This is a genomic window from Alteromonas sp. LOR, from assembly GCF_000753865.1.
In the GTDB taxonomy this organism is placed as follows: domain Bacteria; phylum Pseudomonadota; class Gammaproteobacteria; order Enterobacterales; family Alteromonadaceae; genus Alteromonas.
On sequence record NZ_JQFW01000015.1, the window covers coordinates 619,064 to 634,665 of the forward strand.

Below are 15,602 nucleotides of genomic sequence, written 5' to 3' on the forward strand. Positions count from 1 at the left end.
GAGGGCAATGTGAGCGCAGATTTTTCTACATTTATAAATATTGGTGAAAGAACCAACGTAACCGGATCAGCTCGATTCAAACGGCTCATTTTGGACGGTGACTACGAAGCAGCGCTCGACGTTGCTCGTCAACAAGTTGAGAACGGTGCGCAAATCATCGATATCAACATGGATGAGGCGATGCTCGATTCAGAGCAGGCAATGGTGACGTTTTTAAACCTTATTGCGTCTGAGCCTGACATAAGCCGAGTGCCTATCATGATTGACTCCTCAAAATGGGACGTCATTGAGGCCGGTCTTAAATGCGTACAGGGCAAAGCTATTGTTAACTCCATAAGCCTTAAAGAGGGTGAGGCGCTTTTCATTGCACAAGCGAAAAAAATCAAACGATATGGCGCCGCTACGGTTGTTATGGCGTTTGATGAAAAAGGCCAAGCAGACACCCAAAAGCGCAAAGTTGAAATCTGTCAACGAAGCTACAAAGTACTCACTGAGCAAGTTGGATTTCCTCCCGAAGATATTATTTTTGACCCGAACATTTTTGCTGTCGCAACCGGCATTGAAGAGCATGATAACTACGCGGTCGACTTTATTGAGGCAACACGTGTTATCCGCAAAACGTGCCCCTATGCGCACATTTCCGGTGGCCTTTCCAATATTTCATTTTCGTTTCGTGGCAATAACCCTGTTCGCGAAGCTATGCATTCGGTTTTTCTTTTCCACGCTATTCGAGCGGGGATGGACATGGCCATCGTTAATGCCGGTCAGCTTGAGGTGTACGATGAAATTCCCAAGGCACTTCGTGAGGCGGTAGAAGACGTCATATTAAACAGGCGCAGCGATGGCACCGAGCGACTACTCGAAATAGCCCCACAATTCCAAGGCGATGGAAAGGCGGCGGCAAAAGAAGATCTTACTTGGCGAGAACAAAACGTTAGTAAACGCTTAGAGCATGCTTTGATAAAAGGGATTACCGATTACATTATTGATGATACCGAAGAAGCGCGTTTAGAGGCTGAACGCCCGTTACACGTTATTGAAGGCCCGCTCATGGATGGGATGAATGTCGTCGGGGATTTATTTGGCGAAGGCAAGATGTTCTTACCCCAGGTAGTTAAATCTGCCCGAGTAATGAAAAAAGCAGTTGCTCACCTACAGCCATACATAGAAGCTGAGAAGTCTGACGATAATAAAAGTAACGGTAAAATATTACTGGCCACCGTAAAAGGTGATGTTCACGATATCGGCAAAAATATTGTTGGTGTTGTTTTGCAGTGTAATAACTTTGAAGTTATTGATATGGGTGTCATGGTGCCCGCGGCAAATATTCTTCAAAAAGCGAAAGAAGAAAATGTGGATATGATTGGTCTTTCGGGGCTCATTACGCCGTCGCTAGATGAAATGGTGTACGTGGCTAAAGAGATGGAGCGCCAAGGTTTTGATATGCCACTGCTTATCGGTGGTGCAACAACGTCGAAAGCCCATACTGCCGTTAAGATAGAGCAAAACTATCATTCAGCTGTGGCCTATGTACCTAATGCGAGTCGTGCAGTAGGCGTGTGTCAGAAATTGCTGAACAAAGGTTCGCGGGATATATACGCAAAAGAATTAGCGAAAGAATACGATACGGTACGAGAGCAGCATACTCGTAAAAAGCCCCGCAGTAAGCCTGTTACACTTGAGGCTGCGCGAGCTAATGGCTGCAAAGTCAATTTTGCTGAGCACCCTGTTAAGCCAGCGCAGCTTGGTGTAACGCCTATCACCGCAGACTTGGCTACATTACGAGATTATATTGACTGGACGCCTTTCTTTTTAACGTGGTCATTAGCAGGGAAATATCCACGAATCCTTAATGATGACGTGGTTGGTGAAGAAGCAACGTCATTGTTTGCTGATGCCAACGCCATGTTAGATAAAATTATTGCTGATAGCTCACTTGAAGCAAAAGGCGTGATAGGGTTGTTTCCCGCAAATAGGGTGGGCGACGATATCGAAGTCTATTCAGATGAGAGCCGCACTTCGGTAAAAGGGGTTGCACATCATTTGCGTCAGCAAACCCAAAAAGATAAATTTGCCAACTACTGCCTTGCCGATTTTGTGGCTGAAAAGCAAAGCGGAATTGCAGATTATATCGGCGCGTTTGCAGTTACTGGCGGCATAGGTGAGGACACCCTTGCCGATGCATATATTAAGGCCGGTGATGACTACAATGGCATTATGGTAAAAGCCGTTGCTGATCGCCTAGCTGAAGCGTTTGCTGAATACCTTCATCAGCAGGTGCGCTTGAAGTATTGGGCCTATGCGCCTAATGAAACCTTAAGCAATGAAGAACTCATTAGGGAGAAGTACCAGGGTATTCGACCTGCGCCAGGTTATGCGGCGTGTCCAGAGCATACTGAGAAACAGCTCATTTGGGATTTGTTATCTGCAAAAGAGCACACCGGCATGACGCTTACTGAAAGTTATGCAATGTGGCCTGGCGCGTCCGTATCGGGATGGTACTTCGCTCACCCAGAAGCAAAATACTTTGCGGTGGCTAAAATCCAACCTGACCAAGTTGAGGATTACGCCAAGCGCAAAAACTGGACATTGGAAGAAGCCGAGAAATGGCTTGGGCCTAATCTGAGTGATTAGGTCAATCTGCCGCTTTGCTAAATTATCTGTAAGATGGAAGTTATAACAGTAATGGAAAAACCATTTAGCCAAGCCTGTGAGAATAACAAACGCCCAATTTTAGATATTCTAAAAAGGGCGTTCGCCCATACTCAACAGGTGCTTGAAATTGGCAGCGGAACCGGGCAGCACGCATCCTACCTTGCTGCTCATTTGCCTCATTTGATGTGGCATACGAGCGATCAATACGAGTACCACGACGGAATAAACGCTTGGGTAAGTGAGTCTTCACTATCCAATCTTATTCAGCCAATCGGATTTAAGGTGGGTGTAGATCCGTTTCCTGCTTTGCCCTTTGATGGAATATTTTCCGCCAATACTGCCCATATTATGCAAAAGCATGAGGCAAAACTGCTTATGGAATTAGTGTCGCAGAAACTTCCTAAAGGCGGCACATTTTGCCAATATGGCCCGTTCACACAATCAGGTGTTTTCTCATCTCAAAGTAATGCTGAGTTTCATCAATCGTTAGTCGAGCGGGGATGTGGCGGTTACAGAGATATTGATGAACTCAAAGCATGGGCTAAACGACTCACATTGAAAGAAATGATAACGATGCCTGCTAACAATCTTATGTTAGTGTGGACGAAAGAATAATAACATTTAAAACCAATTTTCTAAAAAACTATCAAGGAATACTATGTCATTTTCAGTTAACCACTACTTCGACAATAAAGTCACCTCAATAGCATTTGATTCAGCAAATGGTCCCTGTACATCGGGTGTGATGTCTGTAGGTGAGTATACTTTCGATACTTCAAAGAAAGAACTAATGAAAGTTGTCGAGGGTGAGCTTACCGTAAAACTACCCGGTAGCGATGAGTGGCAATCGTTTCCGGCCGGCACTGAATTTAACGTAGATGCCAATGTGTCGTTTGACGTAAAAGTATCATCGCCAACGGCTTACCTTTGCTTTTACAGCTAGTTAGGGCGTGTTGAACGTTGTTGTACGAGTTTTGGGCTAAATGCACAGAAAGCCTTAGCCCTAGCTAATACCTATATGGACGAAGGGCCTCGATTCTCAACAGCGCCTTCGCTTCAACAGCCCGCCGTTATTGCTGCGGGCTGTTTGTTTTTAATCCTTGCGCCATTGCCATCTCTACAAAACTATCAATAAAACCCAGTGTGTCAGTACGCTTTCTGTGCCCCACGAATAAGGTTTTTGTTAGCCCCTCTTCGCCAAGGGGACGACAGCACAGCAGTTCACTTTCTTTCGACTCATCTACAAGCCATTTAGGCAGCGCAGTTACCCCTCTTCCTGCTGCAACCATTTGCATAATAATCTCAGTGGTCTCTATAGTTTTGTGACTTTTAACAGATGCATTGGCCGGTGTTAAAAATTGAGAGAATATGTCCAATCTACTGTTTTCAACTGGGTAAGAAATGAGCGTCTCTTGAGCGAGGTCCCGAGGTGCTATAAATGCCTTCGACGCCAAGTTGTGTGTACTGTGCATAACGAGAACCTGTTCATAGCTAAACACAGGTGTGTAAGTAATCGCGTCTAAGTGCAGGGGATCGGGAGTAATGAGTACATCAATGTCATAACCATGCAGCGCTTGTAGGCCACCAAAAGAAAAGGCACGTCGTACGTCTACGTCTACATCAGGAAATCGTTTTAGAAAGGGAGCGACTATTTTCAATAGCCATTCAAAGCAGGGGTAACATTCCATTCCAATGCGCAGTGTGCCTTGCTTGCCTTCGGCAAATCGACGAAGTTGCGCTTCTGTGTGTTCAAACTGAGGTAATATACGCTGTGCAAGGCCAAGTAAACTTTCACCTGCCTGAGTCAAAAACAAACGCCTGCCTTCTTTTTGCCACAGCGGAACATCAAACTCGTGTTCAAGCTTTTTCATAGCATGACTTAAGGCCGACTGGGTTAAGTACAAGGATTTCGCGGCTTGAGTCATCGTGCCATGCTGGTGTATTGCGTGGACAATACGCAGGTGTTGTCTATCAATCATGTGTATAAAAGCGCTTGTGAGTGTGTAGTCAATATAACATCAATAGATGTGTTAAAAGCGCTAATTCAATAACCCTATTTAAATAACTGGTTTTAATTAAATAACGAGCATCTTTTCACTCACCAAGCCTAATCACACATAGTGACAGCATCAGCCAGCCGCTCTTCAATAATACGCCTAATAATAATAGACATCTCACGGAAGGTCTTTCGACTAGGTGATGTATTACGCCATGCAAGAGAATGCTGGCGTTCAATAGGCATGTTAGCAATTTCGCACACGTGTAAAGCTTCAGGTTTGTGTAATTCAGAATGAATATAAAGACCGGGTAAAAAGGCAACACCCATACCCATAACCACCATTTGTCTTAATGTATCAAGGCTAGTGCCTTCATAGTCTCGCTGTAAGTCTGCACCTATGTCTTCGCATATTCTTTGCACTTGATGGTGAAAATGATGCTTATCTTCTAACGTAAGTATTTTTTCACCGCTGATATCTTCAGGGTGCACAAATGCTTTTCCCGATAGAAAATGGTCAGATGGAGTAACAAACTTTAGCGGTTCTTTAAACAGCGGCGAGGTAATAAGCTGTGAGTTATCACTTGAAAGGGGGGAAAGGATAATGTCGTACTCACCTCTTAATAATCCGTGCTGCAAGTCATCGGGTGACGCTTCTCTTACGTAAAATCGCAGTCCCGGCTTTAGTCTGTGCAAATCGGGTAAAACAAAAGGCAATAAATAAGGGCCAAGTGTCGGAGGAATACCCAGCCGATAGGTGATTACTTCTCCTTTTGAGAGATCGCGAGCCATTTCCGAGAAGCGTTGAGTAGACTGCAAGACCTCTTCTGCACTTGCTAAAAGCGCCTTTCCTTGTGGCGAAAGCAAGGTGCCAGTACGGGAACGTTCTAAAAGCGTTAAATTCAGTGTGTCTTCTAACGCATTTATCTGGCTAGTCAGCGTAGGTTGGCTAATGCCAAGTGCCCCTGCTGCCTGTCGAAAATTGAGGTATTTTGCAACGGCCACAAAGTAGCGAATCTGGTTAAACGAGGGGGCTTTACCACCTAATTGCATAATTAAAACTCCTACTTTTGGCTATAATTAATGGGCAATCCATCTAACAATTAACTCGCTTGATAGTTTTTGGTTATCACGAGGTGGTATATTAAACTATTAATCTATCAAGTGACACTAGAGTATTAACATTGTTATAACTATTAAAAATAACCGGAGTATTCTATGGAACACGTCTTTTCAGGTGTTGCGAAGTTTCAAAAAGAAGTTTATCCAAACAAAAAAGCAACCTTTCAAAAATTAGCGAATGGTCAAAACCCAGAAGTTCTTTTCATCACGTGCTCAGATTCTCGTATTGACCCGAACTTAGTTACTCAAACCGATCCGGGCGAGCTTTTCATTTGTCGTAATGCGGGCAATATTGTTCCTCCTCATAGCAATCAAACCGGTGGCATGACAGCGTCTATTGAATTTGCGGTAGCTGCCCTAGGCGTTTCCCACATTGTTGTATGTGGTCATACAGATTGTGGTGCTATGAAAGGCGCTATCAGCCCTGAAGGTTTAGATTCATTACCTCATGTAAAGGAGTGGTTAGGTCACTGCCGCGCAGCGACCGACGTTGTTAAAGAACGTTGTGGTCACGATAAACTATCGATTGACGATCTAGAGGCGGTGACAAAAGAAAACGTATTGCAACAAATACAGCACCTTCGCACTCATCCTGCAGTGGCAGCTAAAATTGCGACTGGACAAGTAGAGCTTCACGGCTGGGTTTACAATATCGGTAGCGGCGACATGTTGTGTTACAGCAGCGAAGCTGGCGACTTTGTTACTATGGACCAGACAGAGGCTGAAGCGCGATTCAAACGTGCAAAATCGGCTGAATAAGAGGGAACATTTGTGGTAAAAATAAATTTTTCAAATTTAAGAGGTGATCTCACTGGTGGTTTAACCGCCGGTATCGTTGCATTGCCTCTTGCATTAGCGCTTGGTGTAGCCTCAGGTCTTGGACCTATGGCTGGCCTGTATGGTGCAATAGCTGTTGGTTTTTTTGCTGCTCTTTTTGGTGGCACACCAGCTCAAATTTCTGGTCCTACTGGGCCAATGGTGGTGGTACTTGCTGGCTTATTTGCCAGCCTGTCTGGCGATGCAAGCCTAATATTTACGGCGGTAATGCTAGCTGGTTTATTCCAGATAGCGTTTGGCTTTTTTGGGGTCGGGCAGTATATAAGGCTCGTTCCTTATCCAGTGATTTCGGGCTTCATGTCTGGGATCGGTGCCATTATTATAATTTTGCAAATCGGCCGTTTACTAGGTCATGAACCTCCAGGTGGTACCATCGGTGCGCTTTCGTATCTCCCGACAGCGTTGGCTGATATCAACTTTTCAACCCTTGCATTGGGTCTTGGTACCTTAATCGTAGCGTACAAATGGCCTGCGTCTTTAGGTAAGTATGTACCGGGTGCACTTGCTGCACTTATTATCGGAACATTAGTAAGTCTCGCGCTGAGCGTACCAGTATTAGGTGATATTCCAACTGGCTTGCCTAGCCTTCAATTGCCTGTATTTGACCAAAGCAAAATATGGCTAGTGGTTGAAGCTGCATTTGTTCTTGCGCTGTTAGGTGCTATCGATAGTCTTTTGACTTCGCTTGTTGCAGATAACATGACGCGTACTCGTCATGATAGTAATAAAGAGCTTATCGGTCAGGGTATTGGTAACACTTTTGCTGGTCTAATTGGTGGTATTGCGGGTGCAGGTGCAACCATGCGTACTGTGGTAAATATCCGAAGCGGCGGTAAGTACAACGTGTCTGGTATGGTGCATGCGTTGGTATTACTTGGCATCGTTTTGGGTTTAAGTCCTCTTGCGGCTCAAATTCCTCACGCTGTGCTAGCCGGTATATTGGTAAAAGTTGGACTAGACATTATCGACTGGGGCTACCTAAAACGTGGTCACAAAGGCCCGCGTTGGGACTTCGCCTTAATGATTCTTGTATTATCACTGACGGTATTTGTAGACCTTATCACCGCAGTGGGCGTAGGTGTTGTGCTTGGAGCTCTAGCGTATGTTAGACAAGTCGCACAGCTTCAAATTGAAGAGCTGCAAAAGATACCTCAAGATCTTAACGACCCTAAAGAGAATGGATTACTTGAAGAACTAAAAGACAAAGTGTCTATCTTTAGCTTCGGTGGTCCATTGAGCTTTGGTGCGGCAGCTGATTTAGGTCACCGTGTTCGCGAGCGTGTTCAGCCTGGCAGTAAGTTCACTATTTTGGACTTCTCACGGGTACCTTTGATGGATGTATCTGCAGCAATGGCAGTTGATACAGTAACATCAGACGCACTAGCGGCAGGAAGACAGTTGATAATTTGTGGTGCCAACGAAAAGCTCAACAAAGTACTTGAGGGTGTTAATGAAGCTCACCCAGGCATTCCTAACTTTGAGACGCTACACGACGCGCTGCTGTATGCAAAAAAGAAAGTAGGCGGGAGTGACGATAGCAAACCATCGCTGCAAGCCGCTGCTCAGTCGTAATAAATAGATTACACTGGTTAAAAGCCTCTGCTTCGTAAAGAACCGGGGGCTTTTTTGTGCCCTCACTGAAATACCTTCTAAGTTACGTATTGTGTTTGAAACAAAGACCCACTACAACCAGACTGCCAATAGCCAATAGCCAATAGCCAATAGCCAATAGCCAATAGCCAATAGCCAATAGCCAGCCTCTATTCATTACAAGTCGCTATTAGGTCGTCGTCGTTGGCAATGGATGAAAGGTAAAAATAGAAGTTAAGAATAGATAGGTAAGATCAGACAAGGCTTTTAGCCCAATAAAAAAGCACCGTACTTACGTAGGGTGCTTTTTAGGTTTTTTAGAGTGCCGTTGCATAGCGTAAGAATTGCTACTTCATAGCTAATGCACTGTCAGGAAATAGGCCGATTATAGTGCTAACCGGCGCTGTCTCAGGTTAATTGACACCCAGTATAGGGTTATTACCAAATACGTACACGCTCATCTGGCGCTAGGTATAGCGCGTCACCCGGTTTAACATCAAACGCTTCATACCACGCATCATGGTTGCGAGGTGCTTGTGCACGGAAGCGGCCTGGTGCGTGTGTACCGGCACGAAGCTGGTTCAACATGCTTTGTTCAGTACGCTTTTCTTTCCAAACTTGAGCCCAAGCAAGGAAGAAACGCTGATCGCCTGTAAGACCATCAATAACTGGCGCTTCTTCACCGTTAAGGCTAAGTTTGTAAGCGTGGTAGGCCATTGCAAGACCACCTACATCACCAATGTTTTCACCTAGGCTGTTACGACCGTTGACGAAGTTGCCTTCAATGGGCTCGTACTTACTGTATTGAGCTGCAAGGGCATCTGCTTTTTCTTCGAACGCCGCGCGATCTTCGTCTGTCCACCAGTTAGTTTGTATACCCATGGCATCAGACTTTGAGCCTTGGTCATCAAAACCGTGACCCATTTCATGACCGATAACAGCACCAATGGCACCGTAGTTAACCGCTGCGTCTGCATTTGGGTCGAAAAATGGTGGTTGAAGAATTGCCGCAGGGAAAACAATTTCGTTGAACGAGCTGTTGTAGTAAGCATTGACTCGCTGTGGTGTCATACCCCAACGCTCACGATCGGTTTTCTCAAGCTCACGCTCTACCGATTCAGCATGGAAGAATTCACGTAAATTGCGAACATTACCAATAAGGTCGTTGTCACTAATAGTTACGCCATCAAACGACTGCCACTCATCTGGGTAACCAATTTTAGGACGAAATGCCATTAGCTTTTCTTTGGCATTAACCTTGGTTTCTTCTCCCATCCAATCAAGGGTATCTATACGCTCGCTTAATGCAGCACGTAAGTTTTCAACTAGCTCAGCCATTTGTGTTTTAGAGCTTTCAGGAAAATACTCATCTACGTAAATCTTGCCAATGGCAAAACCAAGCGATTGCGTACCAGACATTTGACTTAACGCACGCTTCCAACGAGGGCGCGGCTCTTGTTGACCGTTAAGCGTACGACCGTAAAAGTCGAAATTGGCCATGTACACATCTTCGGCAAGCATGTCAGCATTGTTAGAAATCGTGTGATATTTCAAATAAGATTTCCAGTCGTTTAAGTCAACTTGGTTTATCAATTTGATCACATCTTTCACAGGCTGAGGCTGAGAAATATTGAGCTCTGGTACCTTATAGCCTGACTGTGCGAAATAGACATCCCAATCGAAACCAGGGTATGCATCAGATAGCTTGCTGCGCTCAATTTGGTTTAGGGTTAGGTCACGATTACGACGTTTTTCACGAGGCCACTGAACTTCAGCTAGCTGAGTTTCTAGTGCCATAATATTCGCTGCTTTTGTGCCCGCGTCTTCTACGCCAGCTAAGGTAAGCATCTCTTCAATGTGTGCTACATAGGCTTCGCGAATTTTTACAAAGCGCTCACTATCGCTTAGGTAGTAGTCGCGATCGGGAAGACCAATACCACCAACACCTACACTTAACTGATATTCATTGGGGTCAAGACGGTTGTACCACATGCCGCCACCAATAGGCGTGCTATAACCGTATAGCCAGCTTTTACCGAAGGCTGCGGTTAGGTCTTTTGTGCTCTCTATACTATCAATGTCGCTTAATACATCACTAATAGGAGATAGGCCTTTTTCATTGATGCTCTCTGTGTCCATAAAGGCAACGTAGAAATCTCTTACTAACTTTTCATCAGCGTTAAGCGTTTCCTTTTCTGTCAGACCATCGATAATGCTTTTTACCTGCTCTTCGCTGCGTTCAGCTAAGCCTGTAAATGCGCCATAGCGCGTTTTATCAGCAGGGAGTTCATAGTTGTCATACCAAGTGCCACTGGCATACATAAAGAAATCGTCACCTGGCTTAACCGCTTCATTTCGGGCAGAAAGATCAACACCAAACGAGCCAAGTTCTGCTTCGGCTTTTGCTTCAGCAGGCTCTGCTTTGGTCATTTGTTCTTTGACTTGCTCTGGTTGAGAGCAACCAGCCAGGCCAAGTGATGCCGCAATCGCTACGGCAAGGAGTTTATATTTCATATGGTTTCTCATTTTAGTTTTATGTGTCGTCGTTAGGATGAATGACACTTTTTGTTTTTAAAGTAGGCACAAATTCCTGGTTAAAAGGTAAAGCATTCTGTGCCTGATTAAAATAGTGGGCGATATGTTCGTTTTCTTGCTGTAAAAAATTTGCGACAGCATCGTGGAAAGCAGACTCAAACAACTGGTGTTTGGACTGACAGTAAATAGGCTCAAACCCCCGCAATATTTTATGTTCGCCTTGAGTGCCTGGGTTGAAACGAGTGAGCTTATTGTTTATCGCAAACTCGATACCTTCGAAATAACAGCATGCAAAATGCAGGCTATCGATATCTTTGAGTGCTCCCCAATAACGTCCATAAAGGCCAGATTCGTCGTGAAAAAATAAAGCGCTAGCCACCGGATTTCCGTGCTCAACTGCTGTAACAATAAGCAGGCGTTCACTCATAGTCGACACAAGCGTTTCAAAAAAGGCGGTATTGAGGTAGCCAAGGTGGCCACTGCGCTTTAAATAGGTAGATTGATAGCACTTGACGAAGAAGGCGAGTCTTTCTGGGGTAATGTCGCTTCCGCTGTAATGTGAAAATTGGATGCCGTTTTCAGTCAGTTTTTTTCGGGTTTTGCTTATCGATTTACGCTTTCTTGAGGTGAGGGCATTCAAAAAATCATCAAAGTGCGTGTAACCATAGTTGTGCCACTGAAATTGCACGCTGTGGCGAGTTAAATAATAGTGTTCTTTAGTTAGGAAGTTGTTTTCGCTGTCTGAAACAAATAACCAGTGTAGTGACGAGATATGCTCTTTGTATTTCGATTGGCACTGCGCTCTTAAAGTATCTGCAATTTGCGCTAATAGAGCAGGGGCGCACGTTAAACCTTCTCTTATTAGTAACCGTTTGCCTGTTACCGGAGTGAAAGGTACGGCACTTATCCATTTGGGGTAGTAGTCTATACCGTGTTGATGATAAGCATTTGCCCATGCGTGGTCGAATACGTACTCGCCATAGCTGTGTGTTTTAAGGTAGCCAGGTATCGCCATAACAAGTTGGGCCTCATGCTCTACCGTCACATGAAACGGGCGCCATCCCGATTCTTCACTACAACACTTTGACGTTTCTAATGCATGCAAAAACTCAAATTGGAGAAATGGGCCTGCATTCTCAGCGAGAGAGTTCCAATGCGCTTTGGAGATACTTGCTATGCTGTCGTGTATTATTACTTGTTCATTCATAATTTCATTTAAAGTATATCAAGCGCTAGTAATGCGACTCTGTTCTTATTAAGGCTAGACTGTCGTCGGTATTACGAAATAAAATACTGCTTCAAACTAGGTCAACGGAACCTAATCAAACCACATCACCCATGCCGTAATTTTAGTATTTGAATAATTACGGAAAACAGTAACAAGTAGGGTCACAAAAATGTCAGAGTTTGACCGAAAGATCATTATCGACGCGATTACCCGCATGCTGGCACGACGAGAGCATAGCTACAGTGAGATAGTGCGTAAACTTACGCAAAAAGGCATTGAGAACGAAGCGTTCTTACCAATTCTAGATGCTTTTCGTGAAGCCGATATTCAAAGCGATGAGCGATTTGCTCAAAGCAGAGCGCGGGCGCTGTATTTAAAGGGTAAGGGCCCAAGAGTGATAAAGCTAGACCTGCAACAATACGGTGTTGATGAAGGGTATGTTCGAGAGGCTTTTGAAGAAATTGAAGCGGATTGGTTTGAAAGCGCCAAAACGGCAAAAGTGAAAAAATTTGGCGCATTCTTTGAAACAGACTTCACCTTACGTCAAAAACAAAAGCGCTTTTTACAATACCGAGGGTTTTACCAAGAGCATATAGACTATGCGGTAAGCAACGAGTGACTAAGCGGTAAGCAACGAGATGTTATGCTGTAAGTAACAAGTAAATGTACCGACAATTTTATTTTAGCTGCAGTTTTGTTGATGTTTAGTAAAAAATTGCCCACTACATAGCCCCCTTAGGCTTAACAGAAAACCACTATTCGTGCTATTGTTTCGCAAAATTGTGCGAGCATAACGCCACGTGACGCGGATATCTCTTTGTTCACTATTTTTACTCGACTTTTCACTTTGTTGTTTACGCACTTTTCCTTGCTATGAAATTGTTGGGTTATAAAATTTTTGGGCAGTGGAATTGTGAGTGATTTAAGCAACTGAGTGATTTAAGCAACAATGTCGAGTAAGGGCTTCGCACCGTCTCATTAATGTATAAAGGAAGTTAGGTTTTCAATGACAATATCAACTGCTGACTTACGCAACAAGTTCAAAGATTATTTCAAAAGTCATGGCCATCACGCCGTCGCTAGCTCGTCACTGGTACCTGCAGATGATCCAACGCTTCTTTTTACTAACGCAGGCATGAATCAATTCAAAGACACCTTGTTAGGCGCAGATAAGCGCAGTTATTCTCGTGCAGTGTCTTCTCAGCGCTGTGTAAGAGCCGGTGGTAAACACAACGATTTAGAGAACGTAGGTTACACCGCTCGTCACCATACATTCTTTGAAATGCTGGGTAACTTTAGCTTTGGCGATTACTTCAAAAAAGAAGCTATTGAATTTGCCTGGAACTTTTTAACAAAAGAAGTGGGCCTTCCTGAAGAGAAGCTATTAGTGACTGTTTACTCTGAAGATGATGAAGCCTTTGATATTTGGGAAAATCACATTGGCGTTCCCAAAGAGAAAATCATTCGCATAAGTACCTCTGATAACTTTTGGTCTATGGGTGATACAGGGCCTTGCGGTCCATGTTCTGAAATATTTTATGATCATGGTGCACATATCTGGGGCGGTCCTCCTGGTACGCCAGAGGAAGACGGCGATCGTTTCATTGAAATATGGAACCTAGTATTCATGCAGTACAACAAGCAGGCTGATGGCAGCATGGAGCCCTTACCTGCACCCTCTATCGATACCGGTATGGGACTTGAGCGTATTTCTGCCATTTTGCAAAACGTGCACAGCAACTACGAAATCGATTTATTTCAAAATCTTATCAAGTCAGCGGCGTCAATTGTCGGTACCGATGATTTAGAGAATAAATCATTGCGAGTGATTGCTGATCATATTCGTTCGTGCAGCTTCTTAATTTGTGATGGTGTTATGCCGTCTAACGAAGGTCGCGGCTATGTACTTCGTCGTATTATCCGCCGTGCTGTTCGCCATGGCTATAAGCTAGGTGCTGATGATATCTTTTTCTACAAACTGGTAGCCTCATTGGCCACTGAGATGGGCGAAGCGTACCCAGAGCTCGTTGACCAAAAGCCAGTAGTAGAAAAAGTACTTCGCGTGGAAGAAGAGCAGTTTAGTAAGACACTTGCCCGCGGAATGGCAATGCTTAACGAGACCCTTGAAACATTAGAAGGCGATACTATCCCAGGCGATGTTGTGTTCAAGCTTTACGACACCTACGGGTTCCCTGTTGACTTGACCAACGACGTAGCAAGAGAGCACGAGCTTAAAATTGACGAGGCAGGCTTTGAGTCTGCTATGCAGCAGCAGCGAGCAAGGGCGCAACAAGCGAGTAATTTTGGTACCGACTACAATAATAGATTGGTAGTTGAACAGGAAACCGCCTTTACGGGTTACACCGACGTTGACGGCAGTGCAACGGTTGTTGAGCTAATTGCGAACAATGAATTCGTCGCCACCTTAGAAGACGGTCAAGAAGGTGTTGTGGTGCTAAACAGCACGCCGTTTTATGCGGAAAGCGGTGGTCAATCTGGTGATAAAGGCATACTAAGCGTAGCAGGTGGTGAATTCGTTGTATCAGACACTCAAAAGATGGGTAAAGCATTCGCTCATAGAGGGGTTGCTAAAGGTACAGTGAAAAAAGGTGATACAGCTACCGCATCTATTGATGTGGCCAACCGAGAAGCAATTAAAAAGAACCACAGTGCGACTCACTTATTACATGCTGCTCTTCGCGAGATACTGGGCGAGCACGTAACGCAAAAAGGCTCTTTAGTTGAGGCTCCTCGCTTGCGCTTTGACTTCTCTCACTTTGAAGCCGTGACGCCACAGCAAATTGCGCAAATAGAGCGTCGAGTCAATGAACAAATCAGAGAAAACCATGTCCTATCTACAGAGCTAATGGAGCTTGAGGACGCAAAAGCGTCAGGCGCAATGGCGTTGTTCGGTGAAAAGTACGACGAAAAAGTGCGCGTTGTAAAGATGGGACCGTTTTCTGTAGAGCTTTGCGGCGGTACTCACGTAACGAGAACCGGTGATATTGGTTTGCTTAAAATTACCAGCGAGGCAGGTATCGCATCTGGCGTGCGTCGTTTAGAAGCAGTGACAGGCGAAGAGGCCCTAAGTGTAATGCAAAACCAGCAGGCTACGCTTGCGTCGCTATCGGCAATGTTGAAAACAGACACTGCCAATGTGCTAGACAGGGTAGCAACATTACAAAATCATACTAAAGAGTTAGAGAAAGCACTCACTGCGGCCAAACAAAAACTGGCAAGTCAGCAAGGTGCTGATATGCTTAGTAATACGGTAGAAATAAATGGCGTAAAAGTGCTAGTCGCTAATTTAGAAGGTGTGGAAGCTAAGTCATTGCGTTCAATGATGGATGATATAAAGAACCGAATCGGCGAAGGCATCGTAGTATTAGGTGTAGCAAATGATTCAAAAGTTAATCTTATTGTTGGTGTTACCAAAAACCTTACTAGTCAGGTAAAAGCCGGCGAGTTGGTGAACTTCATTGCCTCGCAAGTTGGCGGCAAAGGTGGCGGTAGACCTGACATGGCTCAGGCAGGTGGCGACAAACCTGAGAATCTCAATCAGGCGTTAGATTCGGTTAACGCTTGGTTACAAGATAAGCTATAATGATAAGTGCATATAACAGTGAGTTTTTGAAGTGA

11 protein-coding genes are annotated in these 15,602 nt (G+C 44.6%); 7 read left to right on the forward strand and 4 right to left on the reverse strand.

Annotated elements, in window-relative coordinates:
• Window positions 1–9 precede the first annotated feature (9 nt).
• From metH to ppnP, 3 genes are read left to right on the forward strand one after another with little or no spacing between them, the layout of a single operon-like run.
• Window positions 10–2,634 (forward strand): methionine synthase, encoded by a 2,625-nt coding sequence (gene metH, locus JV36_RS0108065; RefSeq protein WP_032094428.1) that lies wholly within the window; start codon window positions 10–12, stop codon window positions 2,632–2,634.
• A gap of 51 nt (window positions 2,635–2,685) precedes the next feature.
• Window positions 2,686–3,270, forward strand: coding sequence for a DUF938 domain-containing protein (locus tag JV36_RS0108070; RefSeq protein WP_032094429.1), 585 nt, complete (start codon window positions 2,686–2,688; stop codon window positions 3,268–3,270).
• Between the two features lie 43 nt (window positions 3,271–3,313).
• The gene (gene ppnP / locus JV36_RS0108075) at window positions 3,314–3,598 is read left to right on the forward strand and encodes a pyrimidine/purine nucleoside phosphorylase (RefSeq protein ID WP_032094430.1); all 285 of its coding nucleotides are present in this window, start codon (window positions 3,314–3,316) and stop codon (window positions 3,596–3,598) included.
• Window positions 3,599–3,725: 127 nt separating this feature from the next.
• Here ppnP and JV36_RS0108080 read toward each other — a convergent pair whose 3' ends face one another.
• On the reverse strand, window positions 3,726–4,634 hold the full coding sequence (locus tag JV36_RS0108080) for a LysR family transcriptional regulator (RefSeq protein WP_032094431.1): 909 nt from the start codon (window positions 4,632–4,634) through the stop codon (window positions 3,726–3,728).
• A 128-nt stretch (window positions 4,635–4,762) separates the two neighbouring features.
• Window positions 4,763–5,704, reverse strand: coding sequence for a hydrogen peroxide-inducible genes activator (locus JV36_RS0108085; protein WP_032094432.1), 942 nt, complete (start codon window positions 5,702–5,704; stop codon window positions 4,763–4,765).
• 165 nt (window positions 5,705–5,869) lie between these two features.
• Here JV36_RS0108085 and JV36_RS0108090 point away from each other — a divergent pair, with 165 nt between their 5' ends.
• Window positions 5,870–6,532, forward strand: coding sequence for a carbonic anhydrase (locus JV36_RS0108090; protein WP_032094433.1), 663 nt, complete (start codon window positions 5,870–5,872; stop codon window positions 6,530–6,532).
• Window positions 6,533–6,544: 12 nt separating this feature from the next.
• A complete protein-coding gene (locus JV36_RS0108095) occupies window positions 6,545–8,182 on the forward strand; it encodes a SulP family inorganic anion transporter (RefSeq protein WP_032094434.1) in 1,638 nt (545 codons plus the stop codon).
• A 456-nt stretch (window positions 8,183–8,638) separates the two neighbouring features.
• On the opposite strand, the gene JV36_RS0108100 is transcribed toward JV36_RS0108095, so the two are convergent.
• Window positions 8,639–10,714, reverse strand: a complete 2,076-nt coding sequence (locus JV36_RS0108100) for a M13 family metallopeptidase (protein WP_032094435.1) — start codon at window positions 10,712–10,714, stop codon at window positions 8,639–8,641.
• 19 nt (window positions 10,715–10,733) lie between these two features.
• Window positions 10,734–11,942 (reverse strand): GNAT family N-acetyltransferase, encoded by a 1,209-nt coding sequence (locus tag JV36_RS0108105; protein ID WP_032094436.1) that lies wholly within the window; start codon window positions 11,940–11,942, stop codon window positions 10,734–10,736.
• A 190-nt stretch (window positions 11,943–12,132) separates the two neighbouring features.
• Between JV36_RS0108105 and JV36_RS0108110 the strand changes: the two genes are divergently transcribed.
• Together JV36_RS0108110 and alaS are read left to right on the forward strand one after the other, a co-directional pair.
• Window positions 12,133–12,582, forward strand: a complete 450-nt coding sequence (locus JV36_RS0108110) for a regulatory protein RecX (protein ID WP_032094437.1) — start codon at window positions 12,133–12,135, stop codon at window positions 12,580–12,582.
• Between the two features lie 387 nt (window positions 12,583–12,969).
• Window positions 12,970–15,567, forward strand: a complete 2,598-nt coding sequence (gene alaS / locus JV36_RS0108115) for an alanine--tRNA ligase (RefSeq protein WP_032094438.1) — start codon at window positions 12,970–12,972, stop codon at window positions 15,565–15,567.
• Window positions 15,568–15,602: the final 35 nt, after the last annotated feature.